The sequence below is a fragment of the Henriciella pelagia genome (assembly GCF_002088945.1).
Taxonomy (GTDB): Bacteria; Pseudomonadota; Alphaproteobacteria; order Caulobacterales; family Hyphomonadaceae; genus Henriciella; species Henriciella pelagia.
This window is the reverse complement of the sequence record NZ_NCSU01000016.1, coordinates 71,425-95,936: the sequence shown is the minus strand read 5'-3', so window position 1 is coordinate 95,936 and position 24,512 is coordinate 71,425. Positions and strand designations below refer to the sequence as shown.

The window sequence follows — 24,512 nt, the reverse complement described above, 5'->3', positions numbered from 1 at the left end:
ATGACAGGTTCAGCAGACAAGGCGTCACGAAAGTCGACAAGGCTGGAAGACCTTGCCAAGCGGGCAGGGGTCTCCATCTCGACGGTGTCGCGAGCGCTGAACGACAGCCCGGCCATCAATCGCCGCACCAAGCAGGCGATTTGGGAGCTGGCCCGAGAGCTGGACTATCCGTTCCGCCAGCGCATGCCGGCCGGACCGATCGGAGCCGAGGCGACAATCGCGGTCGTGGTGCCGCAGCCGCAGGCGCGCGACGGCAATATCTATGATCCGTTCTTCTTCGAACTGCTGGCCGGTATTGCCGAGGCCGCACGCGAACGAAACTGCGATGTGCTGGTCAGCCATATCACACCGACCAATTATGACGACCTGGCCTTCGCCATGAGTACGAGCCGTGCCGATGGCGTGATCTTTATCGGACAGAGCTCGCTTCATACCGAATTCAACCGGCTGGCCGTCAAGGATAGCCGGTTCGTTGTCTGGGGCGCAGAGCTGCCGGAGCAGTCCTATTGCTCGATTGGCAGCGACAATCCGATGGGAGGCCGGCGCGCGACCTCGCATCTGACGCGGCTTGGCCGCAGGAAGATCCTGTTCCTCGGTGACACCGAAGCCCCGGAAGCTTTGCAGCGCTATCGCGGCTATGTGGAAGCGCTCGACAAGGCAGGCATTGATGCCGATCCGAACTGGTACCTGCCGGTACATTTCGAGGTGGAATCTGCCGAGGCCGCCATTCACAGCCTGATCGACCGGGGGGTTGAGTTTGACGGCGTCATCGCGGCGAGTGACCTGATCGCCTTTGGCGCGATCCGCGCGCTGCAGGCGCAGGGCCGGAAGGTGCCCGATGATGTGTCCGTTGTCGGTTATGACAATGTTCCGTTCAGCCGTCTGGCCCGTCCGGCGCTGACAACCGTGTCGCAGGACACGGAGAAGGCAGGCCGCCTGCTGGTCTCGAAGCTGGTCGATTCGCAGGGCGGTACGCGCCGGTCAGAGCGGTCGCCGACGGAACTGATCGTGCGTGGGTCCTGCGGCGCATAATAGGGGCTGGGTTAGCGCCCAGGCCAGCCGGCCCGTTTCCGGTCGTCGCCTTTGCGGTGACCTCAGGCAGGGTTACTGGAACAATGCGGCGGATAAGGCATATACTGGCCGCGACACAGACGGTGAACCAGAACATGTCCAGCGACTCCCAGGCCGAGACCCCGCCAATCCGCAAGCGGATCCCGAATGCCGAACGTACGGCCACGACGCGTGCGAAACTGATCGAAGCGACGATCCAGACCCTGTATGAACTGGGCTACCACCAGACATCGACCGTGATTGTGGCCAAACGGGCGGGCGTCAGCCGTGGCGCGATGCTGCATCATTTCCCGACCAAGGCAGACCTGATTGTTGCGACGGCCGAACATATCCGGCGAATGCGCCGGGCCCTGCACAAGCAGCGCCTCAGCCCTTTTGAGACGCCAAAGGGAAAGTTCCTCGCCCTGGTCGACATATTGTGGGAAGCGATGCTTTCGCCGTCCGGTGTGGCGCGGCTCGAAATCATGCTCAGCACGCGCAGCGATCCCGAACTCGCCAAGAGGATCGAGGACATCAACGACGAAATCGACCGGAGCCACAAGGACAGGACCTGGAGACTCGGCGCTGATATGGGGCTCGACGAGGGACGGCATCGCGAAACCTTTGATGCCTTTGTCCAGCTCTATGCGGCGGCGGGCCGGGGGCTTGCCATCGACGCGCTGCGCGAACATTCGCGGACTGGCGCGAACCGGTCGATCGAGCTGCTCAAGGCGTTCCAGAAACAGATGATCGACGAGATGCTGGCGGATATCGACTGACCGGCATGGGGCGAGTTCTGCTCTGCTCTCACCGAAATTGCGCAAGAACAGGCCGGAGGTTGTCCGACATGGCGTGCATTCCTGTCGGCAATGACAAAAGCTGAGGCGCAACTGACCGCTATGCGGGCAAAGTCAGCTTCCATGGCGAAAACTGATTTGAATCATTAGCGGACGTTCAGGATCTCCAACAGCATCTGCTCAGGGTAAATAACGGGCAGTCAGGAGAATCCCAATGAGTTTCAAGCGACCCATGGGGGGCGTAAGCCTTCAACGCGTGCTATTGTCAGGGGCGGCGGCGACATCGCTGCTGGCCTTCGGAGTTCCAGGTGCATCCGCGCAGGATGGCGAGGATGCGGCCGTGCAGGAGACCATCACGGTCACCGGCTCGCGCATTCCGACAGATCCGAACCTGATTTCGTCGACGCCGGTCCAGTCGGTCGACGAGAATACGATCAAGCTGTCGGGGGAGCTGAACCTCGCCGATGTGGTGAACGACATTCCGGCGCTGGTGTCGTCTCTGACGGCTGAGAACTCGCTGACAGGTGCGAATGCGCTGAACCTGCGCGGTCTCGGGCAGGAGCGGACGCTGACGCTCGTCAATGGACGCCGTCATGTCGCGGGTTTCCGTGGCACACAGGCGGTTGATATCGGCACCATCCCGCGCGCACTTGTCGAGCGCGTCGAGGTCACGACGGGCGGCGCGTCGGCTGTCTACGGTGCCGACGCTGTGACGGGTGTTGTGAACTTCGTTCTCAAGGATGATTTCGAGGGCTTCCAGCTCGATGCGCATGGCGGGGTCTCGGGCCAGGGCGATGCCGAGAACTATGCCTTCGACATGCTTGTCGGTCGCAATTTCGATAATGACAAGCTGAATGTCGTGCTCGCCCTGTCGCTGGAGCAGGATTCGGCGCTGACCTATGGCGACCGCGACTGGTCGAAGGACAATGGGATTGCGACGCTTCAGACCAATCCGGCTTGGCTGACAGATCCAAGCCAGCCGCCTCGTGCGGTCGTGAACGATCCGCGCTTCTGGCTAACCTCGCAGGAAGGCTCGATCGCGCCTGGTTTTGGCAACCGGTCGGTCAATTTCGTCGACATCAACAATAATGGCATTGCCGACTGTCAGGAATCCGAAGGTGGCCGCGTCGGCTATCTGGCTGGCTGCTGGCTCACCAATCCGGATGGCACGGTTCGCGTCAACCAGGACGGCACGGTTCTCAATGGTCTCTGGGGCATTGGCGGCGATGGTGGCCGGCTGAACTTCAACCGGGATACGCTCTATCCAGAGACGGACAAGTTCGTTGCGAACCTCAACGTCAATTACCAGCTCGATCCGCGTTTCAAGCTCTTCTTCGAAGGCAAATATGTGAACGCGAAGTCCGAGACGTTCGGTGAGCAGGATACGTTCTATGACACGCTCGCCATCCTGCCGGACAATCCGTTCATTCCGGCTGAGCTGCAGACGGTTGCGGACCAGGTGGGCTACCTCCTGCTGACGCAGGACCCGCTCGACTGGAGCGACAATAATCCATTCACCTACACCCGCGAGACGATACGCGGCGTGGCCGGGTTTGAAGTCGAATATGCCGACAATCATTTCCTCGAAGGCTCGGTCAATCACGGCAATTTCCGCAATACGCAGGACACGACCGGCCTCTATCTCGACCGCGTCTTCGCCGCGATGGACGCGACGACGGATGGGAATGGAAATATTGTGTGTCGCTCGGACCTCGACCCGACGGCCGCCTATGAGATTGACTATTTCGCTGGTGGTAATGGATTTGCGAACGGCGCATATGCGTCCGACCGCTATTACTCCTTCACACCCGGCGATGGTCAGTGTCAGCCGCTCAACCCATTCGGCACATATTCCGCGAGTGCAGCGGCACAGGACTTTGTGACGTCGCAACTGACAGATGTACTCGAGGTCAAACAGACTGTGGTGTCGTTAGTCGCGACCGGGCAGTTTGATGTCCTCGATGCCGTGTTGGACGGCCCGATTGGTTATGCGACAGGGGTTGAGCATCGACGCGAGTCGAGTTCATACGAATTCGATCCGATTACGCTTGGTATCCTGCCTCTCGGAACTTCGTTCACGCCGGGCGTTCAGGTCAGCCAGGTGGATCCGTGGCTGTTCTCCTACACCAGCATCGACAACACGCAGCAGTTCAATACCGGTGGCAGCTACGATGTCACAGACATCTTCGCAGAGATCAGACTGCCAATCTTCAAAGATCGGCCATTCGCGAAAGAGCTGACGGTAGACGGTGCCGTTCGCCTGGCCGACTACTCGACGCTTGGCGAGGCGACGACATGGAAGTACGGCCTGACCTGGGCACCAATTGAAGACATCACTTTCCGGGGCACGATGTCGGAAGCCGTGCGGGCACCGAACATTGCTGAGCTTTTCGACCCGCAACTTCCTATCACGATCAACGCAACCGACGATCCATGTGACCCGTCTAATGTCGCCTTCGGTTCTCAGTACCGTGAGGACAATTGTATTTCTGCGCTCCGGAGCAATGGCGTTTCCGACGCTGACATCCTCGATGGTTCCGGCAATTACATCTGGATGAACCCGCTGACAGCACGGTTCAGCGGTACGTCCGGCGGAAATCCCAATCTTGACGTCGAGACGGCCGAAACCATGACGGTCGGCTTCGTATTTACGCCTCGCTTCGTCGACGGGTTCTCGCTTACGCTGGATTACTGGGACGTCGAAATTGAAGATGCAATCTCGGCGGTCCTGCCGCTCGATATTCTCAATGGCTGTTACGACTCTCCAAACTTCCCGAATGTCGGGTTCTGTGACGCCATCTCGCGCCGCGGAGATGGAGGGCTCAATGGCCTTACGACGGGGCAGATCAACTTCGCCAAGCTGGAAGCAAGCGGCTACGACTTCGCAGCAAATTACTCGTTCGATGTCGGCGCAAACACATTTGGAGCCAGTCTTGTCGGCTCCTATCAGGAGAAACTCGACCGCTATTTCAACCCGCAGGACCTTAACGAGGTCAATCCGGAACTGCAGGAGATTCAGCTGCCGGAATGGTCCGGCAATCTCAGCTTGAGCTATGATCGCGGACCTCTCAGCCTTGGCTTCCAGACGACCTATATGAGTGAGCAGGCCGTCGCCGAAATTGAGCAGGTGACGGGTTCGAATCCGCTTTATGGCGATGCAGGTTTCTTCGATGAAGTCTACATCTACGACATCAATGCGAGCTATGATGTCAGCGACTCGGTGACGCTGTATGGCGGTGTGAACAACATTGCCGATGAAGAGCCTTATGCGACCCAGACGGCCTGGCCGGTTGGTCCGCGTGGCCGGTTCTTCTTCTTCGGTGTGACCTACACACGGTAAGACGGCTGAAAGGCCAGATCGGGAATGCGGAGGCGCAAGTCTCCGCATTTCTTGTTATGGGTAGCGGTATGAGTGTCGATCAACGGGCAGATGGGGCGCTTCGCGAGGCTGATGCGCGATTGGCGGCAGGCGATGTAGTGGGGGCGATTGCGGGCCTGCGGCAGGTCGTTTCTGCTGAGCCGGGTCACTTCACGGCCTGGATGCGGCTGAGCCGGCTGCTCTTCGGGGAGAGGGCATTTGCGGAGGCGGTCGATGCGGGGCGCGCCGCCGAGCAGGCTGATCCGCTGCAGGCCGAGTTCCAGACCATTCAGCGGGCCATGCAGCAGCGACGGTTCGACCAGGCACGGCAGGTCGCCGAGGGCATGCTGCGCCAGTATCCCGGCCATCCACGCGCTGCCTTCACGCTGGCGCATCTCGCCCGCGCCCGCGGCGACAGTGAGGCCTGCATGGCGCTTCTGGACACTGCGCTGGAGCATTCGCCAGCAAATCTCACGCTTCGCAACATCCTCGTCTTCGCGCTGGAAGATTGCGGGGCCTATGCGCGGGCACTGGAGGCTGCGCGGCAGATTGTGGAGATAGAGGAGCGTTTCGAAGCGGTCATGACGCTCGCAACGCTGTTGCTGCGCTACGGCCAGAATGAGGAGCTGCTGGCGGCCTGCGACCGCGCAGAGGCGCTGAGCGGCGGACATTCATTGCGCATCAGCGATGTCGATCTTGTCCGGGGCCAGGCGCTGCGCATTCTCGGCCGTCGCGAGGACAGCGTTGCCGCTTTCCGGAGGTGCCTGCAGAACAATCCGCGCAATGGCGACGCGGCCTGGGCGCTGGCGGACCTCAAGACGCATGATTTTTCCGGCGAGGACCAGAATGCGATTACGGCCATCCTTGCCGATCCGCGCTCTGACCGTCAGCAGCAATGCGTTGCGAGTTTCGCGCTCGCCAAGGCGAGTGAAGCGAATGGCGACTGGGACGCGACTATGGCGCTCTATCATCGCGCCAACCAGCTGAAGCCGGACGTGCCGTTCAATCCGGACGCGTTCGAGCAGGCGGTGGATCGCATGATTGCCGAGATGACACCGGATGCGCTGTCAGCGCAGGCGGAGGATGTTGCCGGGCCGACGCCCATTTTCATCATCGGACTGCCGCGATCCGGCTCTACCCTGGTCGAGCAGATCCTTGCCAGTCATTCGCAGATCGAAGCGACGATGGAGCAGCCGGTCCTGCCGAGCGTAAAGCGGGCTGCGCACCGGCTTTGTGCTGAGCGGTATGGCAGCGATTATCTTGCCGCGCTGGGCCGGCTTTCCGTAAGCGACCTCTCAGGCCTTGGGGATCGCTATATCCGCGAGAGTGCGCTCTTCCGCCGTGAGGGGGCGGCCTTCTTCACCGACAAGATGCCGTTCAACTTCGAGCATGTCGGCCTGATCCACAAAATCCTGCCGCGCGCCGTGGTCATCGATATCCGCCGCAACCCGCTCGATTGCGGGTTCAGCCTGTATCGCCAGTATTTCGCGCAGGGGACGAGCTTCAGCTATGATCTCGGCCATATCGGGCGGTACTATAACGGGTATCTGAAGCTCATGGATCACTGGCAGAGCGTGCTGCCGGGGCGCGTGCTACCGGTCCAGTTTGAGGAACTGGTGGCCGATCCGGAGGGCGCGATCCGGCGCATGCTGGATCATGTCGGCGTTCCGTTCGAGGCGGCCTGCCTGAACTTCCATGAGACGGACCGGGCCGTGCGCACGGCCAGTAGCGAACAGGTCCGCCAGCCGATGAACACGAAAGGTATCGGCGCCTGGAAGAAGGTCGAGACGCATCTTCAGCCGCTCAAGGCCGCCCTCGGCCCGGATACGCTGGAGCGCTTCCGGGCCTTTCTGGGCGAGTGACCGGTCCTACCAGAAGGCCACGTAGATGGCGGCGAGGATCAGGACGATCAGGACGGCGGCGATGTTGAAGCCGACCTTGGTGTCGAACTGGATGCCGCCAAGGTCGACCGGCTGTTCCGGTTTCGGCTTTGGCGTCAGGAGTGACACGACCACGCCGACGACGAGGCAGACGAGGAAGACGATCCAGATCCGCAGCACGAAGGGCAGGTCCGGCAGCATCAGCTTGGCCGCAATGGACAGCACCACCGACGAGATCAGCAGGGCGAAGGCGCCGGCTGTGTTGGTGCGCGCCCAGAAGAAGCCGAGCAGGAAGACCGCGACGACGCCCGGCGCGATAAAGCCGGTATATTCCTGGATGGTCTGGAAGGCGCTTTCCATGCCGCCAAGGAAAGGCTGGGCAAGGACGAGCGCGATGACCATGGCAACGAGCGCGGTAATCCGGCCCGTCATGACGTAATGGGCTTCGGTCTTATCCTTCGCGATATAGTCGCGGTAGATGTCCATGGTGAAGATGGTCGAGATGGAGTTCATCATCGAGGCGAGGGATGAGACAATCGCCGCGATGAGGGCGGCGAAGACGATGCCGCGCAGACCGCCCGGGACGAGGGTCATCAGCGTGCCATAGGTGCTGTCCGGCGTGGAGCTGAGGGCCTGCATGTCGAGCTGGCCGTTCTGGGCCAGCCAGAGGGCGGCGATGCCCGGAATGACCACGATGACCGGGATGAGCAGCTTCAGGAAGGCGGCGAAGGCGAGGCCTTTCTGGGCTTCCGGCAGGCTTTCGGCGCCGAGCGCGCGCTGGATGATGTACTGGTTGAAGCCCCAGTATGAGAAGTGCAGGACCCAGAGGCCACCGAGCAGCGTCCAGATGCCCGGCAGGTCGCCATAATTGGGATGGTCCGGCTTCAGGATCATGTTGAAATGGCCGGGGATCTCACCCATCAGCGTGGAGAGGCCTGCCATCGGGCCGGCGTCGCCGCCGACAAGGCCGAGCGAGATCCAGAGGATGGCAAAGCCGCCGAAGATCAGGATCACGACCTGGATGATGTCGGTGAGGGCGACGGCTTTCAGGCCGCCATAGAGCGAGTAGAGCACAGCGAATGAGCCGAGGCCGATCATGGCGGGCATGACGGACCAGCCGGTGACAGCGCTGATGGCGAGACCGCCGAGCCAGAGGATGGAGGTCAGGTTTACCGCCGTGTAGAGGACGATCCAGAACACCGCCATGATGGATTTGACCTCGGGCCCGAAGCGGGTCTCGAGGAATTGCGGCATGGTGAAAATCTTCCGCTTGAGGAAGATGGGCAGGAAGAACTTCGCGACGATGAGCAGGACAATGGCGGCCTGCCATTCATAGGCGGCAATGGCGAGACCAACCACGAAGCCCTGTCCGGACTGGCCGATGATCTGCTCGGCCGAGATATTGGCGGCAATCAGCGAGGCGCCAATCGCCCACCATGGCAGGGCCTTGCCGGCAAGAAAGTAGTCTTCAGTGTCCTTCTTGTGGCCCGCAGGCTCACGCGAGACCAGGATTGCGATGGCGAACAGCGCCACCGCATAAAGCCCCACAATGACGAGATCGATCGTCTCTAGTGCCATCTTGTTTTCCCTCCCCAAAGGCCCGTGTCGGGCGCCCCGGATTTGTTGTTAAGCGCTTTCCCGCACGGTGCCGGATGATGATGCCATCTCCTTGGCCGGGCAGTATTTTTTCAGATAGTCTTCATGTGACGGCAACCCCTCTGCCGTCTTGTTCACATTCTCGATGATATAGTCGAGAAAGCGTTTCACCTCAGCCTCGCTCATGACATCTGCGACCGGGTGATGGCTCTCGGGCATCAGCCCCTGGCCGAGCATCACTTGCGTCCACGAATTCTCTGCGAACAGTTCATCATTGGCGCGGAAGACGCGGCCGGTTTCGCGGAAGAGGTCCATGCGGTGGCGCAGTGTGTCAGGGATATCCATCGAACGGACATGGCGCCAGAAGGGCGTGTCGGTGCGGTTGGTCAGATGGTAGTGCAGGATGATGAAGTCGCGAATGTGGAGCGTCTCATAGGCCGTCTGCGCATTGAATTCGTCAATGTCGGCTTGCGAAATCGCGCCCTGTGGGAAGCTGCGCATCAGGCGCATGACGGAGCGCTGGATGAGGTGGATGCTGGTCGATTCCAGCGGTTCGATGAAGCCGCTGGAGAGGCCGATGGCGATACAGTTGCGATGCCAGTGCTGGCGGCGTGTGCCGGTGCGGAAGCGGATGACGCGCGGCTCGGTGAGGGGCGTACCCTCAATGTCGTTCATGAGCTTCGCCAGGGCTTCGTCATCGCTCATATACTTGCTGCAGAAGACGGTGCCATTGCCGGTGCGGTGCTGCAGCGGGATTTGCCAGCGCCAGCCCGCCTCGTGTGCAATGGAGCGCGTGTAGGGGCGGGGCGCGCGGACGGATTCGGTCTGCACGGCGATGGCGCGGTCGCAGGGCAGCCAGTGCGTCCAGTCTTCATAGCCGACACCAAGCGCGCCATCGATGAGGAGCGCGCGGAAGCCTGTGCAGTCGATGAAGAGGTCACCTTCAAGCTCGGCGCCGTCATCAAGGATGAGGCTCGCAATGTCGCCATTGTCGGCGCGGCGGACCTCATTGATCTTGCCCTCGCGGCGGGTGACGCCGTGGGTTTCGGCGATCTCTCGCAGGAAGCCGGCATAGGCAGTCGCGTCGATATGATAGGCATAGTTGAGGCCAAGATCGGGGAGATGCGCGAAGCGGTCCTTTTCGGCGGCGATGAGTTCGAGGCAGTAGTCGCCAAACTCGCTGGCGATGCCAAGCTCGCGGCCACGGTGCCAGAAATGCTGGAAGCCTGCGGTCCAGTGATCCTTGCCGGTGATGCCGAAACTGTGGATGTAGCGGTGGTCGAGATCGGTCCAGTTTTCGAATGCAATGCCGAGCTTGAAGGTGCCACGAACCGCGCTCATCCATTTGGCTTCGTCGAGGCCGATCAGGCGATTATAGGTGACGAGGGTCGGTATGGTCGCTTCGCCAACGCCGACCGTGCCAATGGCGTCTGACTCGACAAGTGTGACGTCGCAGACCTTTTCCAGAACCTTGCCCATGGCCGCGGCGGTCATCCAGCCGGCCGTGCCACCGCCAGCGATGATAACTTTCTTCTTCTGTGGTCCAGTCTTTTGCATAAGGGTCACCGGTTCAGTCGCTCGCGCAGGAAGGCGCGGATGCGGGCTGCGCTTTCGGGGGTGATGGGATCAAGGATGCCGCGCGCGTTTTCAGGAATGTGGTCCCTCTCGCTGCCATCGGTTTCGAAGACATAGTGTTCGAACATGTGCTTCCAGATCGCTTTCTCTTCCGGTGGCAGGTCGCGCAGCGTTTTCATGGCGTGGTGCAGCACATCCTGCGGCGTGCCGAGATGGGCCGGTGAGGTGCGCCACCAGTAATTGACGAGGATGTTGACCGGGCCGGTTGCCTCGACATGGTGCCACCACATGGATGGGATGAAGATGGCGTCGCCTGGCTCAAGGTCTGCAATCTGCGCATGGCGCACAGCCTCTTCGAAGCGCGGATATTTTTCGAGATCCGGCGCGGCGAAGTCGACCAGGCTGACCGGTCGGCTGGCCGGGGTCAGTTCGAACGGGCCGGCATAGAGGTTCGGCGTCTGGTCTGGCGGGAAAAGGGTGAAACGCCGCTCACCGGCGGCGACGCAGGCAATGTTGAGCGGCAGGTCATTATGCGCGGCAACACGAGTGCGCGTGCCGATCCAGACGCTGCGGAGCGGGGCAAAACTGCCGAAATCGATATCATTTTCATCGCGGAAACCGGGAAGGACGGCGTCCACATCGGTTGAGGCGAGATAGATGAGCGGGGGCGGGTCGGCCGGACCGTACTTGAAGACACGGTCGAGAAACAAGGTGAAGGGGGCGTTGCCGCGGTCGACGTTCACGCCGGTGAAATCGTCATTGTAGAAAAGCCGGCCATCGAGCTCTGCCGGGCCAGCGGAGATGGGCACGACGGCGCCATTGTCGAAGCGAGCCAGATAGGCCTGCAGGTCGCCAATCGAGGATTTTCCGGCACCGACGACAGGCCAGTCGCTGACGAAGCCGCGCAGGATGACAGGGCTCTGCGAGGCGGAAACCTCTTCGATGAGTCCGGCGTCGCCATGGTGGCAAGACACTTCGCGGACGCGAGCGGTACCCTCAAAGATATCTGTCTTGTCTGTCGCGCAGATCATGATCTCTCCCGGAGAGCCATTCTTGCAGGTCTGAAGGTCCGGCGAAATACCGCCCCGCACAAGAGCGGGGCGGTACTTTCGGGACAATCCCCTGCCTGTGGGGAAACAGGCAGGGGAAAGCACTGGATCAGAAGGTGTAACGGGCACCGAAATTGTACCGGGCCCCCGTCTGGGTGGCGAAGTTGATATAGGCAGGCGTGCGCCCGACCGTTCGCGTGGTTTCGTCGGTGATGTTGATACCTTCCACGAAAACGGTGATGCCATCGCGGATTTCGTAGCTGACATTGAAGTCGAGCTGCCCGTAATCCTCGACATATAGAGGATTGTTCGGCGTTCCGCTGACGCCAATGGTCGAGGTCAGGAACTTGTCGCGCCAGTTATAGGCGAGACGCGCCTGAAGACCGTTCTTGTCGTAGAAACCGATCAGGTTGTAGCTGTCCGACAGGCCGGTGACCGCAAATTGCGGATCGCCGCTGGACGGGACCTGCCTGTTGTCAAAGCCGACATCGCCATCAACGATGGTGTAGTTGGCGATAAAGCCGAAGCCGCTGTCGCCGAAGAAGTGCTGCCAGGCAAATTCCCAGCCGTCGACGGTCGCTTCTTCCTGGTTGACAGGCGTTGCAATGTCGAAGGTCAGGATCGGGTCTTCGCCGGGAACGCCGAAGATGTTGCCCGTGAAGTTGCCACTGCTGTCGGTGCCGGTGATCTCATAGGTCGAGGGATCAGCATTTTCGAAGATCCACTGACGGATGGCAACGGCGTCATCACCGACAGCTGCCAGGGCATCCATGTATCGCTGGCCACCAAAGGGCGTGTACACTTCGAACGGGGACTGGGTCACCACACCCGATCCGATGAAGTTCTCCACATTCTTGCGGTAATAGCCCGCCGAAACGTAGGAGCCGAGGCCGCCATCATAATACCATTCAGCCGAGGCATCGAAGTTTTCAGAAAGGAAAGGCCGCAGATTGGTGTTGCCATTCGTGCCCGTACCGCCATCGACGCGGACGATCTGCTGAACGCCGAGGCCGCCTGCAATGTCACCATAGCCCGGACGGGTCATGGTCTTGCTGTAGGAGGCGCGAAGTACGACGTCTTCGCGCGGCTCGAGGCGGAAGTCGACGGCCGGGAGCCAGTAGTCATACTCTCCCTCGAAGGTCTGGGTCTCGGTATTCGCGGCGTTATTCAGACCAATCAGACCGAACTCGTTCGCGGCAACCCACTGCACGCCGGTTGGGGCCACCACCTGTGCCGGCGACGTGATGTCGGTCGTCTCATAGCGGACACCTGCATTGATCTGGGCCGGCATGGTGCCGATGTTGAAATCCCTGTGGACTTCAATGAAGCCGGCGAGGCTTTCTTCCTCGATGCGCCGGTCTTCCAGGAAGTCGTCGGAGCGGCAGACGCCGTCTCCACCGCACGCTTGGTTGAATGGGGCACCGGCGCTGTCGATTATGTCGACCATGCGATCAAAGTCGAAAATGAAGAAGTCCTGATGCGTCTGGCCGGCGCCGCTGAACTGATCAAAGTTCTCTGCAATGTTTACACGCCGGAAGATGTCGTCCGGCAGGTCATCGGCCGTCCCGACGCCGCCCCATGTATCGCGCTGGGCATTGGCGAAAGCGGAGCGGACCTTGTTGGTCGTGGAGCTTACGCCAAAGTCGACGCTGTCGATGATGCTGTCGAGCTCATAGCGGCCGTTCAGCTGGATCTGGTCGATTTCCGTCTTGATATAGCTGTTGGAGAAGACCGATCCCGTCGAGATCATGCGACCGGCATCAATGTCGGTGAAGGGTGACTGGAAGCCAAGCTGCAGGACAGGAATGTCGCTGGTGAAGTCAGCGGCCTGCGTGCGAAGCTGGAAGTCCGCCGTCGAGATGACCGCCGAGGTGCCATAAGGGCTGTCCTGACCGGATTCGGCGCTGGACGAGTGAGCATCCAGCACGAAGCTCAGGCGGTCTGTCGCCTGCCAGTCGAGATTGACGCCGATCGAGTTGTTTTCGCTTTTCGTGGCGAATTTTGCGCCGCCCATGGAGAGGTCGGAGCCTGAGTCGCCAAAGTTTTCATTGTAGAAGAGCGGGCTGGAGATCGGGCCGTCAGTCCATCCGCTCGCCACGTCGCCATGGTTGAACCAGACGGACATGTCGGAGCGTTCGGTCGCAACCTTGTTTTCGCTGTAGAAATAATCGAGCGTCGCCGTGAAAGTCGAGACCGGTTCGTATTGCAGCGTTCCCTGCAGGTTGGTCCGCTCGCGATTGATATTGGTCAGGCTGTAATTGATGTTCTGCGGCGTCGAGTAAATATCATCCGGGCCCGGACGGTTTGTCACCTGAGTGTCGGCAGGCGGCTGGGGAAGGGTGCCCCAATTGTTTTCCGAACCAAGATAGGCACCGCGCCAGCCGCTGGTCGTGCCGACTTGCGCGAAGCCGGAATTGCGCTCCTGGAAGCTGCCTGCGAGGGCGACACCAATCGTGTCGTTCGCGAACGTGTCGGAAAAGATGCCGGAGATTTCAGGCGTGACTTCCTTGTCGCCAATATTGGTGACGGAGTCGTCATAGACACCCTTGATCCCGATCGAGCCGCGAAGGCCGGGTGCGCTGAGGGGACGAGCCGTCTTGATGTTGAGCGTCGAACCGATACCACCGGTTGGAAGCGCAGCGCGGCCTGTCTTGTAGACCTCGACGGCTGCGATGCCTTCCGAGGCGATATTGCCGAAGTCAAAGCTGCGCGATGATGGCGCGCCACCTTCGAGGAATGCTGTTGGCATCTGGCGGCCATTGAGCAGGACGAGGTTGAAGTCCGGGCCGAAGCCGCGAACCGTGACCTGGCTGCCTTCGCCATTCGAGCGGTTGATGGAGACGCCGGTAATGCGCTGAAGCGATTCTGCGAGGTTGGTATCCGGGAATTTGCCGATGTCCTCATTGGTGATGGCATCCACGACGCCCTGCGCATTGCGCTTGATGTCGCTGGCTTCGGTCAGGCTTCCGCGGATGCCTTCGACGACGATGACATCCTGTCGGAATTCGTCGCCCTCTTCAGTGGTTTCCTGGGCTACCGCAGTGCTGGCCAGCGCCAGCGCCGAGGCGCTACCGAGCAGGGCGAGCGATGCGTGCCGCCATGTGATCAATCCTGAATGTCTCATCTTTCCTCCCAGATATATAAGCTTCTAGCGATTGGTGTTGATATTAACGGGCCTGTACCTCCCACGGCCCCATGGGCGTTCCGGTCCATTCCTGGTCATCAAGGCAGGCGAGGCCTGTCGCCTCGTCGCCGTCGCAGGTCTCGACCTTTACCCAGTCCACCTGCAGCTCTGCGGGGAACGAGGCCGGATCGAAACCGCCACTATTGGACTTCTCGGCAAGGTTCCCGCCGACGGCGAGATTGAGCATGATGTAGAAAGGCTGGTCGAAGGGCGCGAAGTCGCGGCCCTCGGCCTGCGGCGCGGCGGTGTACCAGTCATCCGCTATCAGGCGCATGAAGACCTTGCCGTCGACCATCCATTGCAGCCGGCCTTCACCCCATTCGAGCGCGTAGACCCGCCATTCTTCGGCCGGGCTGCCCGGTTCAAGGCCGGAGGTCTTGCTGAACAGATAGGTGTTGTCTGGCTCGCGGTCGCCAAAATGGGCGGCACCGGATGTGCGAACTTCCACACCTGTCGGGCAGTCCGGGCAGGGCGTGCCGAGATTGACGGCTTCCATGATGTCGAGTTCGCCAGACAGCGGCCAGGGGCCGTATTTCGCATCGACGGGCATCATCCAGAAAGCGGGCCATGTGCCCTGGCCAGCTGGCAGCTTCATGCGCGCGGAGAATTTTCCATATTTCCAGGCCGCGCTCTTGTGCGTGCTGATCTTGCCCGACGTGTATTGTTGGGTGACAAGGGCTTCAGTCTTGTTGTTCGGGTGATTGACGGCGGCGGTGAACTCTTCCTTGCGCGCCTTCAGCTTCAGGATGCCATCCGAAACCTCGATATTGGCGGGGCGATCCGTGTAGCACTGGCGTTCATTGTTGCCGCCACCCCAGCAGGATTCCTCGGGCGTCCAGCGGCTGCGGTCGAGGGTGTCGCCGTTGAAGTCCTCAAACCAGACAGTCGTCCAGGATGGGGCGGCCTCGGTGGAGGCGGAAATGTCCGGTGCACTGGAGGGGGTTGCCGTGCATGACGTCATCAAGACAGCCACACAGCCCAGGTGTTTGCCTGCACGCAGTTTCCGCATTTCCTACCCTTCAGGATTCTCGATGTTCCCTTGGATTTCAGCGTGCTGCCAGCCGCCCTGACATACAATGGTGATGCGGCGAGTGGGCCGCTTGGCGCGGTAAACGGGAAGAGTCGGCTGAACATTGTCCGTCAACGTCCGAAATCGAAACGAAAAAAGCTGCGACGAGTGGGCGCTCGTCGCAGCTTTCTGAACCGCGGGGGCGAGGGAGGAAGCTCGTCAGTCGATCGCGGTTGCAGCCTTCAGGTCGAATTGCGCTGACAGGGTTGCGTTTGATGATCCGCCCACGAACACATCGAACGTGCCTGGCTCGACAAGGAAGTCCCCCATGCCATTGTAGAAGCCAAGTTCGTCCGGGCCGAGCGTGAAGCTGACGGACTTTGCCTCGCCAGGCTCAAGAGCGATTTTCTCGAAGCCTTTCAGCTCGCGAACCGGGCGCGATACGCTGGCTGTGCGATCGCGGATGTAGAGCTGTACGACTTCCTCGCCAGCCACATCGCCAGTGTTCTGCACGCTCACCTCCACACTTGCGCCCGTGGCAGTCGGTGTGACGCTGAGGCCGGAATAGGCGAACTCGGTATAGCTGAGGCCGTGGCCAAAGGCGTAGAGCGGCGTGTTCTTCTCATCGATATAGTGAGACCAGAACACCTCGGCGATTTCGTCCGGGCGGCCAGTGTTGAGGTGGTTGTAATAGAGGGGAAGCTGGCCAACCGAGCGGGGGAAGCTCATCGGGAGCTTGCCACTCGGATTGTAGGCCCCGGTCAGCACATTGGTGAGGGCGTGACCGCTCTCGCTGCCAAGGTGCCAGGCCTGGACGATGGCGGGGACATTCTCATCCGCCCATGTCAGCACAAGCGGACGACCACTCATCACGACCAGGATGACATTCTCATTGGCGGCGCGAACCGCTTCGAGCAGCTCCTGCTGGACACCTGGAAAGCCAAGATGAGCGCGGCTGCGGCCTTCACCAGACTGCAGGCCATCCTCGCCGAGCACGATGACGACCTTGTCCGCGGTGCGGGCGGCTGCGACGGCGGCGTCGAAGCCGCTGCGATCATCCATGTTGACGATGACTTCGTTGGGAAAGCCGGCATCGCCAATCTCGACGGCTGCGCCTTCTGAATAGGAGAAGTTGAGACCGGCCGCCTCAAAGCCTTCGACGAGCGAGACCGCAGAGTCCGACGCGCCCATGGCGCGCCAGTTGCCGATCGGGCTGTCCTTATCGGCCGCCAGGGCGCCGATCAGGGCAATGTTGTCGTTCTGCTTCAGCGGCAGGAGACCGCCATCATTCTTGAGCAGGACGACCGAACGCTCTGCCATCCGGCGGGCGGCATCGAGATGCTCCGGCGCCATTATGGTCGCTTCGGCGCGGGCTTCATCAATATAGCGATACGGGTCTTCAAAGAGGCCGAGATCTGCCTTGACCTTCAGGATACGGCGAACGGCGTCATCAACGAGTGCGATTGGCACCTCGCCAGCCTCGACCAGCTCTGCGAGGTGGTTGAAATAGACATAGCTTTCCATGTCCATGTCGGAGCCGGCCATGATGGCCTTCAGGGCGGCGTCGCGCTCATTCTCGGCAAAGCCATGATTGATCATTTCGAGGCCGGAGCCCCAGTCGGACACGATGAATCCCTCAAAGCCCCATTTGCCCTTGAGAAGGTCGCGCTGGAGCGCGCGGTCCCCGGTTGCCGGGACACCGTTGAGGACGTTGAACGCATTCATGACGGTGGCGGCACCAGCCTGCTCGATCGCGGCCCTGAAGGGGGGCAGCATGATGTTGTGGACGGTCACGGTGCCGACATCGACCGTGTTATAGTCGCGCCCGGCCTCAGCGAAGCCATAGCCGGCAAAATGCTTGGCGGTGGCGGCGATGGTCAGCGGGTCAGAGAGGTCGTCGCCCTGAAAGCCGCGCACGCGGGCGACGGCGATCTTCGCGCCGAGATAGGGGTCTTCACCTGCCCCCTCCATGACCCGGCCCCAGCGCGCATCGCGGCTGATGTCGATCATGGGGGCGAAGGTCCAGTTGAGGCCGTCGGCGGCGGCCTCTGCGCCCGCGATACGGGCGGTCTCTTCCATCATGTCGAGGTCCCAGCTGGCAGCCTCTGCGAGCGGCAGCGGGAAGATGGTCTTGTAGCCGTGAACCACATCATAGGCGAAAAGGACGGGAATGCCGAGACGCGACTCGTTGACGGCATAGTCCTGGATGGTGCGGATGTTCTCGAGGCCAATGACATTCAGCATTGAGCCGACCGTGCCCGACGTGACGAGGTCGAGGCGGCGGCGCTGGAGATCGTCATTCGGGGCAGGGCCGGTCGTGTCGCCAAGATCGGAGAACTGGGTGAGCTGGCCGATCTTCTCTTCCAGAGTCATCTGCGCGATCAGGGCGTCGACCGTCTCGTCGCTGCTGGCAGGCTGTTTTGCGGTTGCGGCGCAGGATGACAGCACCAGGGCAGCGACCAAGGCCGCGCCGGTTTTCAGTGAAACCAGATTCAATTTTCCCTCCCGACATCCGGGTTACTTCTTTTATTCTGCGAAGTGTCGGGTGAAGCCCCGTCGGGAGGCAACCGGTCATGCGCCGGATTGCCCGGACCTTGCGATGAATGGGACGAGAGACCGGGCGGACGGCGCTAGCGCTCGTCAATCAGCGTCTGGATCACGTCCTTGTAGCTGCGGCTGGTACGGACCGTGACATCGCCGGTGAGGATGATCTGGGCCTCGCCCTTCTGCAGCATGCGGATCTCGCGGATATGCGCCCGGGAAATGATGGCTGAGCGGTGCACACGGACGAACTGGTCGCCGGGCAGTTCGTCCTCCAGCACTTTGATGGCCCGTCGGACGGCCGCTTCCTTCTCGCCGGTATGAAGCAGGGAATAGTCGCCCGCCGCCTCGATCCAGATCACGTCCTCGCGCGGGATGAAATAATAGCGGCCGGCATCCTTGATGCGCAGCATTGTCGGCTCGTCGGCCTCCGGCGTGTCTTGCACAAGATCGCTGTCGGCTTCGCTATTGGCGATGAGGCGGTGCAGCCGGTCTGCCTTCTCCACGGCCTTTGCGACCCGGTGCGGATCGATCGGCTTCAGGATGTAATCAATCGCGTCGAGACCGAAGGCCTCGACGGCATATTCGGGATGGGCGGTGGCAAAGACGATCAGGGGTTTGGGATCGACCCTGATGGCATCGGTCGCCTCCATGCCATTGAGGTCCGGCATCTCGATGTCCAGGAAGGCGAGATCAATGCCGCCCGCATTGATGCGGTCAATGGCCTTGCGAACCGACTGATAGGCGCCAACCATCTGCACCCCTTCAGTGTCGCGCAATATGCTTTCCATCAGCTCCAGCGCGGGCCGTTCATCGTCACAGACAATTGTTCTCAGCATGCGGATTTCCGCTTTCCTCACCTTGTCCGGGCAATCAGAGCGCTGTTTAAGCAAACAAACTGTTGAATGAGACTGCATTTTGCATGTCACTGTGCCCATGACTGCTATCGACGCTCCCGACGGGATGTTCAAGACCCTTGGCCTCGGCATGCAGCCGAATGCCCGCCAATACTGGCTGTTCCAGATTGCCGGCTGGTCGGCCATGGCACTGCTCAGCTATCTCAGCCTGACCATCTGGTACAATCCGGGCCAGTGGACGCCCGTGCTGCACACCATCCTGCAGTCGATCCTCGGCATATTCGTCAGCCACCCGTTGCGCCTCGTGGCGTCGGGCACATGGACCTGGTCGCTCGTGCCACGCATCCTGGTCAATGGTGCGTGCGTGCTCATCGCCTCGCTCGTATGGACGCTGCTGCGCCTCTACCTCTTCACCTGGATGACGGGTGAGCCCATTCCGCTGGCTGACTGGGGCGGCTGGTGGTTTGCCTCTGTCATCGTCTTCGGGGCGTGGACCTTCTGCTATTATGCGCTGAAATATTACCGTCACTGGATCCGTGAGCATCAGCTGGCGGTCGAGGCGCAGAACACCGCGCTGAAGGCCAATGAAGTTGCGCAGAGGGAGACGCTGCGTCGGCTGGAGGCGGAGAAGCTGTTTCGCGATGCGCAGCTTCGAATGCTGAAATACCAGCTCAATCCGCATTTCCTGTTCAATGCGCTGAACTCTGTCTCCTGGCAGGTGCGCAAGGGTGACTCGGCCGGCGCGACAGACATGCTCGCGCGGATTGGCGACTATCTGCGCGTCACGCTCGATCATTCCGACGAGATGCAGCACACGCTCGCCGATGAGCTTGAGACGCTCGACCTCTATCTCAGCATCGAGAAAGTGCGCTTTGGCGAGCGGCTGCACACCCGCGTGCATGTCGAGGAGGCGGCGAAGACGGCGGCGATCCCCAGCCTGTTGCTGCAGCCCCTTTTCGAGAACAGCGTGAAATTTGCCGTCAGCCGGACGAGCGAGCCGACCACGATCAGCCTTGATGCGACCGTGAAAGACGGCGAGCTTGCGATCACGATCAGCGATGACGGGCCGGGCGTGTCGGCCAGAAAAGCGGCGGAAGAGGATGCGACGCGCGGCATCGGCCTGCTCAATGTCGAAGAGCGCCTGAAATCGGCCTATGGCGAAGCGTTCCGATTCACGCATGGGCCCGTCCAGCCGAAGGGATACAGGGTCGAGATCCGCGTGCCGGCAGAAGGACGCGTGCCGGCCGCGCGCTGAGCGGTGTCTTACGGGGCGGCGGACGCTGTTTCACCGGCCGATCCTGAAGTCCTGTAATCTGCATGGTTTCAACCTGTCCGCAAGCTCGCCTTGGGGCTGGGACTCCAATGCCTTTACGGGTGAGGGAAGGGCGCAGCGACGTCCGGTCTGACATCCATCACTCCCTCATCTCCGACCGCATCAGTGAGCCTAGTTTCATCGAGGAACGAGGATTCAGCATGCGCTCACTCGAACGCATGGCGGTCGCGCTCAACGCCTGGACGTGGCCGGGCCGTCGCGGGCGGTCCGGCGTCAGACGGATCAGCTGGACCGGTGAGTTGGGTAGAGGTACAGAAGGGTGCGGTGGGCGGGCCCGTATTATCCGCGTTGCAGGCCGGGCCCGCGATCTTTTCGCCATAGGGCGTGAAAAACTTCCGGGAGGTGAGAACACTCATATTGTCCGCGATGACGCCCATAGACCCTGCGCATCATTATGCGTGTAATGCGGAACCGAATAGACCAGGCGCACCGAGGCCCCGCCGACACTGTAGGAGATGGCCCACTCATTGATGGCGCGGTCATCCCTGATCACGGGCGTTCCGAGGAGCGATGAGTAGACTCCTTCGAAGGTGGATTGACATCAGCCGAATGAATTGATCCGGGGGATCAAATGAAGGCGGAGAAGGCCCCGGCGGGGGCAGGCCAGCGTGTTAATGGGTCTACAAATTTAGATATCTGGTAACAATAGGCTCAACTATTGAAGCTCCGTATTGAGTTCAGGTAATGCACGACTTGAGATCGCCGAGGGGACGGCGTGAAATAAACACTTATAGCGGACATCAAGACGATGATGAGCACCGGTAAAACAAATACAGCGTTGTCGAGTTTCCTGTACATTGCCGATAGCGCAAAGAAAAAGATGACCAACAGCGTGCCCGCAACTATTAATATTGCTGAAAGCAATTGAGGTGCGACGTACATTTCGCCGGATTTTTTTACCAACCAAACTCCTGAGCTCCAGTGAGCCGATCCATTTTTTGAATCGACTATTTGGATTAGATCATCAGTGATTTTTCGATGTGAGATTGTTGCAACATTCGGGCTACCATAATTCTCTGAACTGGATGCGAGAACCTTGGCCCACACTTCATCGGGAAAGCTACTAACGCCTTTCGTTGATTTGAGCCTCAACAATCGGGTCACTTAATCAGCATCTTTCCTGTAAGTTCGTATGACAATCTATTCACGTTCTGTATAGCTCTAGCCGCTGGCGATGTCGTGTCTAGCCGCTGACTTACTGATCCGTCAGGGCCGTGAGCGGCTAACCTCAATCCAACAGCATTCCCAGTTAGAGATAGTCCTGAGGATTGGGTGGCATGGGCCGAAAAGGCTGCGCCTTCAGAAACACTTGCTTCCAATTCGGTGTAGGTGCCTTCTTGATTAGATGAACTCTCTGTCCCCACGCCTGCCAGCGTCGGCGTCAACGGTACGTTTATGCTGCTGCTCAAGCCAGCACCGAAGCGATTATCCAAGTTATCGGTCTGAAATGCTTCGCCTGAAACTTCTGTAGATGCACCTGCTCTTGAAGCTGTAGTTGGAGCACCTGCGCTGGTTCCGCCCAAAGGTGTTCCTATCTGCAATCCAATAAACAAACCTTTGTTTTCACCAGTTAAGTTTACACCCGCAGATACCTCAGCCTTGCCCGCTGGAGTGTCAATTTCTCCCGATAGTGCGTAACCATCTTCCCCCGTCGGATCGACCTTGTTCACCGGATCATTCCCGACATAGGCGTAAAGGTTGAACTGATCCTGATAGCCGATGGGGTCGGTTGAGAGGAAGCGGGCGGCGACCGGGTCGTAATAGCGGGCCTGCATATAGGTGAGGCCAGAGCGTTCAGCGCGGGCCCGTACTATCCGCGTTGCAGGCCGGGCCCGCTATCTTTTCGCCATAGGGCGTGAAATGCTTCCGTGAGGTGAGGACGCCCATATTGTCCCTAACAAGACTCACAATATACTTGAATTGCTTTATTTGTGGGCGGCAGCACTTGGTTGCCAGTGCTCATCGATTCCTCGGCAGCGTTGTAAACAGATGCTCCGCTCAATGAGCACGGGCAGCCCATAGAACTAGGAGTAGTCCCAACAGGCCATTTCGTCGTTGCGTGAACTAGTAACGCTTTTTGATGTTGCCATTCAATAGGAAGCACATTCTAAGCACGGAGGAGGCTGTGCTTCGTAACGTGCCGCCTCACTCAGGTTACATTTCGTAGATAACCCAATTGAGACTGTTGGAAAGTTCAGCGAAGCAACCAGGATTCAAGACTTTGTCTTTCGAATCAATCGGATGGCGGCGTAATACTTCCTCAAGAGCGACGACTTTTGAGCATTTGGGGTCGTGTGCTTCATCTCCACAAAGAAATTGAATCCATCCGTCCAAATCATGGGCAATAATACGAACTGGTCGTTTACCAGAGAAAACATGCTCGCATACCAAGCATGCCTTGTTAGGCTGGAATGAATAGCCAAAAAAAACTACTCGATTCGGTCCTTCGGCGGTGTCCATTCCGTTCCCAGTTCCTTGTTTGATTTCGACGAATTACATGATTTACATGCCAATTCGGAATTGCCGAGGGTGGTATTACCTCCGTCAAACGGGTCCCTGTGGTCTACTGTGACGGTGCTGGCTTGCCCTGGTTCTTCAGTCAAACCTTTTTTGCAATAGGCGCATTCGAGACCTCCGTCTGCTGTCCTGTGATGCTCAATCGCGTCTCTCCGATCTTTTCCTCGATAAAATCTGTTGCAAGGCCCGTTATGCACCCAGAGTTGTTCTGTACCAACAAAGTACGTGTGGAAGTCGTCGACTTCCAAATTGAAGGTGGGGCTTATTTGACCAGTCGGGTTTATCGAAATGACTTGGGCCCGGTCCTCGTCGAATGTTTCAATCATGGTTGCAGGCTCAAGCTGATCTGTTCGAAGCCAACCTAATTCTTCGTTCCACCAAGGGTGATCGTCTGTCGTTTGGAAGGTCTGAATAACGCCGTCGGCTACGGCGAATTCGATCTCCCAAATGTCTCGATTGTTCAGGCGTATCAGTTCGATGACCGGCTTGAGGGACGTCTCGCCTGTGTCTGGATCACGCGCGACAACCAGATCGCCAATTTCGATTTCCTCAATCGGTCGGACGCCATCTTCCGTATCGACCAATGTTCCGGCTACGAAGCAACCACACGGTTTCAAGGCCTTGCCTACTGCGCTGGCTGCCTTTCCAATAGCTTGCCCCGCTTTGGTCGCGACAAGCGCACCCACGGCTACATCCTCAGGGCCCGGAAGCGCGGCCGTTGCTGCCGCTCCGGCCATTCCCCAGGCTGCTTTGGTGCTCGCGGCGTTCATTGTTTGAGAGCGCGCAAGCGCTTCTTGTGGCGAAGCTCCGCCGCGTAACATTGACTGTTGAGACAGCGCTTCATCTGTTGAAAAGAATGGTGCCGCCTGCTCCCCCGTCGGATCGACCTTATTCACCGGATCATTGCCGACATAAGCGTAGAGGTTGAACTGGTCCTGATAGCCGATGGGGTCGGTTGAGAGGAAGCGGGCGGCGACCGGGTCGTAATAGCGCGCCTGCATATAGGTCAGGCCGGACAGGTCGTCCTGCACATGGCCGGTATAGCCGATGTCATTATCGTTGGAGGCGTGGCGCATCGTCTTCTCGCCATAGGGCGTATAGTGCTCACGCCATGCCAGCAGACCCGTGTACCAGGTCTGCGCCAGCGGCGTGCCCTGATGATCAAGGTGGGTATAGCGATGCGCCGTGCCATTCAGCAGGCGAAGCGTCAGCCCGCCGCCGGAGAGGTAATGGGTGATGTCACCGGCGGTCACCTCATCCTGGACAAGCGGCGTGCCGGTGAGCGCGGAGTAGACCCCTTCGCAGCCGGTTGCGCAGCGATCATTTGATCCGGGGGGATTTAATGAAGGCGGAGAGAGCCCCGGCAGGGGCCGTTTAAAATGGGCGATTTTAAGGGGGGCTAAAAGGGGCCTGCTTGGTGCCAGTTTGAGACCGGGGGCGCCATTTTGGAACCACAGTAAAGATCGTATTTGCAAGGCGTTAGCCGCGAATTCGCCTGAAGGGCGAACTTCGCTTTATCTTGCAATAAGCTGTAAAGTTATCTACCAAGTGACGCTCAACTATTCCCCCACACCGATAGAATCATTTTTCAAATTTGAACCTAAAAACTAGCGCAATAAGTCCAAACCAAAGCCAGGGTGAAAGGATGAACAGAAACTGCAACCACTCATTATTCACTGAGCCTATAGCAGTTTGAAACATCTGCGTGTGCGCTACAAAACCTGCGAACATGGTGAGTGCCATAATAATGGTTATCAGGTGTAATG

At 59.6% G+C, this 24,512-nt stretch carries 15 protein-coding genes; 5 read left to right on the top strand and 10 right to left on the bottom strand.

What is annotated here, in order from left to right; all coding sequences use genetic code 11:
* From B8746_RS16590 to B8746_RS16575, 4 genes are all read left to right on the top strand, one after another.
* Window positions 1-1,032, top strand: coding sequence for a LacI family DNA-binding transcriptional regulator (locus B8746_RS16590; RefSeq protein WP_084394827.1), 1,032 nt, complete (start codon window positions 1-3; stop codon window positions 1,030-1,032).
* A gap of 134 nt (window positions 1,033-1,166) precedes the next feature.
* Window positions 1,167-1,829, top strand: a complete 663-nt coding sequence (locus B8746_RS16585; protein WP_158084681.1) for a TetR/AcrR family transcriptional regulator — start codon at window positions 1,167-1,169, stop codon at window positions 1,827-1,829.
* A gap of 232 nt (window positions 1,830-2,061) precedes the next feature.
* Window positions 2,062-5,187 carry a TonB-dependent receptor domain-containing protein gene (locus tag B8746_RS16580; RefSeq protein ID WP_084394825.1) on the top strand — a complete coding sequence of 1,042 codons (3,126 nt, stop codon included), beginning with the start codon at window positions 2,062-2,064 and terminating at the stop codon, window positions 5,185-5,187.
* Between the two features lie 68 nt (window positions 5,188-5,255).
* Window positions 5,256-7,067: a tetratricopeptide repeat-containing sulfotransferase family protein gene (locus B8746_RS16575; protein ID WP_158084680.1), complete on the top strand. Its 1,812-nt coding sequence runs from the start codon at window positions 5,256-5,258 to the stop codon at window positions 7,065-7,067.
* A 6-nt stretch (window positions 7,068-7,073) separates the two neighbouring features.
* Here B8746_RS16575 and B8746_RS16570 read toward each other — a convergent pair whose 3' ends face one another.
* From B8746_RS16570 to B8746_RS17020, 7 genes are all read right to left on the bottom strand, one after another.
* Window positions 7,074-8,663 carry a sodium/sugar symporter gene (locus B8746_RS16570; protein WP_084394823.1) on the bottom strand — a complete coding sequence of 530 codons (1,590 nt, stop codon included), beginning with the start codon at window positions 8,661-8,663 and terminating at the stop codon, window positions 7,074-7,076.
* A gap of 48 nt (window positions 8,664-8,711) precedes the next feature.
* On the bottom strand, window positions 8,712-10,238 hold the full coding sequence (locus tag B8746_RS16565) for a tryptophan halogenase family protein (protein WP_084394822.1): 1,527 nt from the start codon (window positions 10,236-10,238) through the stop codon (window positions 8,712-8,714).
* Between the two features lie 5 nt (window positions 10,239-10,243).
* The gene (locus B8746_RS16560; RefSeq protein ID WP_084394887.1) at window positions 10,244-11,287 is read right to left on the bottom strand and encodes a cupin-like domain-containing protein; all 1,044 of its coding nucleotides are present in this window, start codon (window positions 11,285-11,287) and stop codon (window positions 10,244-10,246) included.
* Between the two features lie 127 nt (window positions 11,288-11,414).
* A complete protein-coding gene (locus B8746_RS16555; RefSeq protein WP_084394821.1) occupies window positions 11,415-14,429 on the bottom strand; it encodes a TonB-dependent receptor in 3,015 nt (1,004 codons plus the stop codon).
* A gap of 43 nt (window positions 14,430-14,472) precedes the next feature.
* On the bottom strand, window positions 14,473-15,498 hold the full coding sequence (locus B8746_RS16550; protein ID WP_084394820.1) for a glycoside hydrolase family 16 protein: 1,026 nt from the start codon (window positions 15,496-15,498) through the stop codon (window positions 14,473-14,475).
* Window positions 15,499-15,717: 219 nt separating this feature from the next.
* A complete protein-coding gene (gene bglX / locus B8746_RS16545; RefSeq protein WP_198943757.1) occupies window positions 15,718-17,994 on the bottom strand; it encodes a beta-glucosidase BglX in 2,277 nt (758 codons plus the stop codon).
* Between the two features lie 134 nt (window positions 17,995-18,128).
* Window positions 18,129-18,878, bottom strand: a complete 750-nt coding sequence (locus tag B8746_RS17020) for a LytR/AlgR family response regulator transcription factor (RefSeq protein WP_158084679.1) — start codon at window positions 18,876-18,878, stop codon at window positions 18,129-18,131.
* A 97-nt stretch (window positions 18,879-18,975) separates the two neighbouring features.
* On the opposite strand from B8746_RS17020, the gene B8746_RS16530 reads away from it, so the two are divergent.
* The gene (locus B8746_RS16530) at window positions 18,976-20,151 is read left to right on the top strand and encodes a sensor histidine kinase (RefSeq protein ID WP_084394819.1); all 1,176 of its coding nucleotides are present in this window, start codon (window positions 18,976-18,978) and stop codon (window positions 20,149-20,151) included.
* A gap of 224 nt (window positions 20,152-20,375) precedes the next feature.
* Here B8746_RS16530 and B8746_RS16525 read toward each other — a convergent pair whose 3' ends face one another.
* The 3 genes from B8746_RS16525 to B8746_RS16510 form a co-directional block, all read right to left on the bottom strand.
* Entirely contained in the window at window positions 20,376-20,585 is a 210-nt protein-coding gene (locus tag B8746_RS16525; protein WP_143434636.1) for a hypothetical protein, read from the bottom strand.
* A 744-nt stretch (window positions 20,586-21,329) separates the two neighbouring features.
* Window positions 21,330-22,043, bottom strand: a complete 714-nt coding sequence (locus tag B8746_RS16515) for an RHS repeat-associated core domain-containing protein (RefSeq protein WP_267905936.1) — start codon at window positions 22,041-22,043, stop codon at window positions 21,330-21,332.
* A gap of 615 nt (window positions 22,044-22,658) precedes the next feature.
* A complete protein-coding gene (locus B8746_RS16510; protein ID WP_084394815.1) occupies window positions 22,659-23,999 on the bottom strand; it encodes an RHS repeat-associated core domain-containing protein in 1,341 nt (446 codons plus the stop codon).
* Window positions 24,000-24,512 lie beyond the last annotated feature (513 nt).

What these genes read in the sequence shown, in the direction of transcription:
- B8746_RS17020 (WP_158084679.1), bottom strand. Translation starts at nt 18,878, where the DNA reads ATGCTGAGAACAATTGTCTGTGACGATGAACGGCCCGCGCTGGAGCTG.
- B8746_RS16560 (WP_084394887.1), bottom strand. Translation starts at nt 11,287, where the DNA reads ATGATCTGCGCGACAGACAAGACAGATATCTTTGAGGGTACCGCTCGC.
- B8746_RS16530 (WP_084394819.1), top strand. Translation starts at nt 18,976, where the DNA reads ATGACTGCTATCGACGCTCCCGACGGGATGTTCAAGACCCTTGGCCTC.
- B8746_RS16585 (WP_158084681.1), top strand. Translation starts at nt 1,167, where the DNA reads ATGTCCAGCGACTCCCAGGCCGAGACCCCGCCAATCCGCAAGCGGATC.
- B8746_RS16590 (WP_084394827.1), top strand. Translation starts at nt 1, where the DNA reads ATGACAGGTTCAGCAGACAAGGCGTCACGAAAGTCGACAAGGCTGGAA.
- B8746_RS16550 (WP_084394820.1), bottom strand. Translation starts at nt 15,498, where the DNA reads ATGCGGAAACTGCGTGCAGGCAAACACCTGGGCTGTGTGGCTGTCTTG.
- B8746_RS16580 (WP_084394825.1), top strand. Translation starts at nt 2,062, where the DNA reads ATGAGTTTCAAGCGACCCATGGGGGGCGTAAGCCTTCAACGCGTGCTA.
- B8746_RS16555 (WP_084394821.1), bottom strand. Translation starts at nt 14,429, where the DNA reads ATGAGACATTCAGGATTGATCACATGGCGGCACGCATCGCTCGCCCTG.
- B8746_RS16565 (WP_084394822.1), bottom strand. Translation starts at nt 10,238, where the DNA reads ATGCAAAAGACTGGACCACAGAAGAAGAAAGTTATCATCGCTGGCGGT.
- B8746_RS16570 (WP_084394823.1), bottom strand. Translation starts at nt 8,663, where the DNA reads ATGGCACTAGAGACGATCGATCTCGTCATTGTGGGGCTTTATGCGGTG.
- B8746_RS16525 (WP_143434636.1), bottom strand. Translation starts at nt 20,585, where the DNA reads ATGAGTGTTCTCACCTCCCGGAAGTTTTTCACGCCCTATGGCGAAAAG.
- B8746_RS16575 (WP_158084680.1), top strand. Translation starts at nt 5,256, where the DNA reads ATGAGTGTCGATCAACGGGCAGATGGGGCGCTTCGCGAGGCTGATGCG.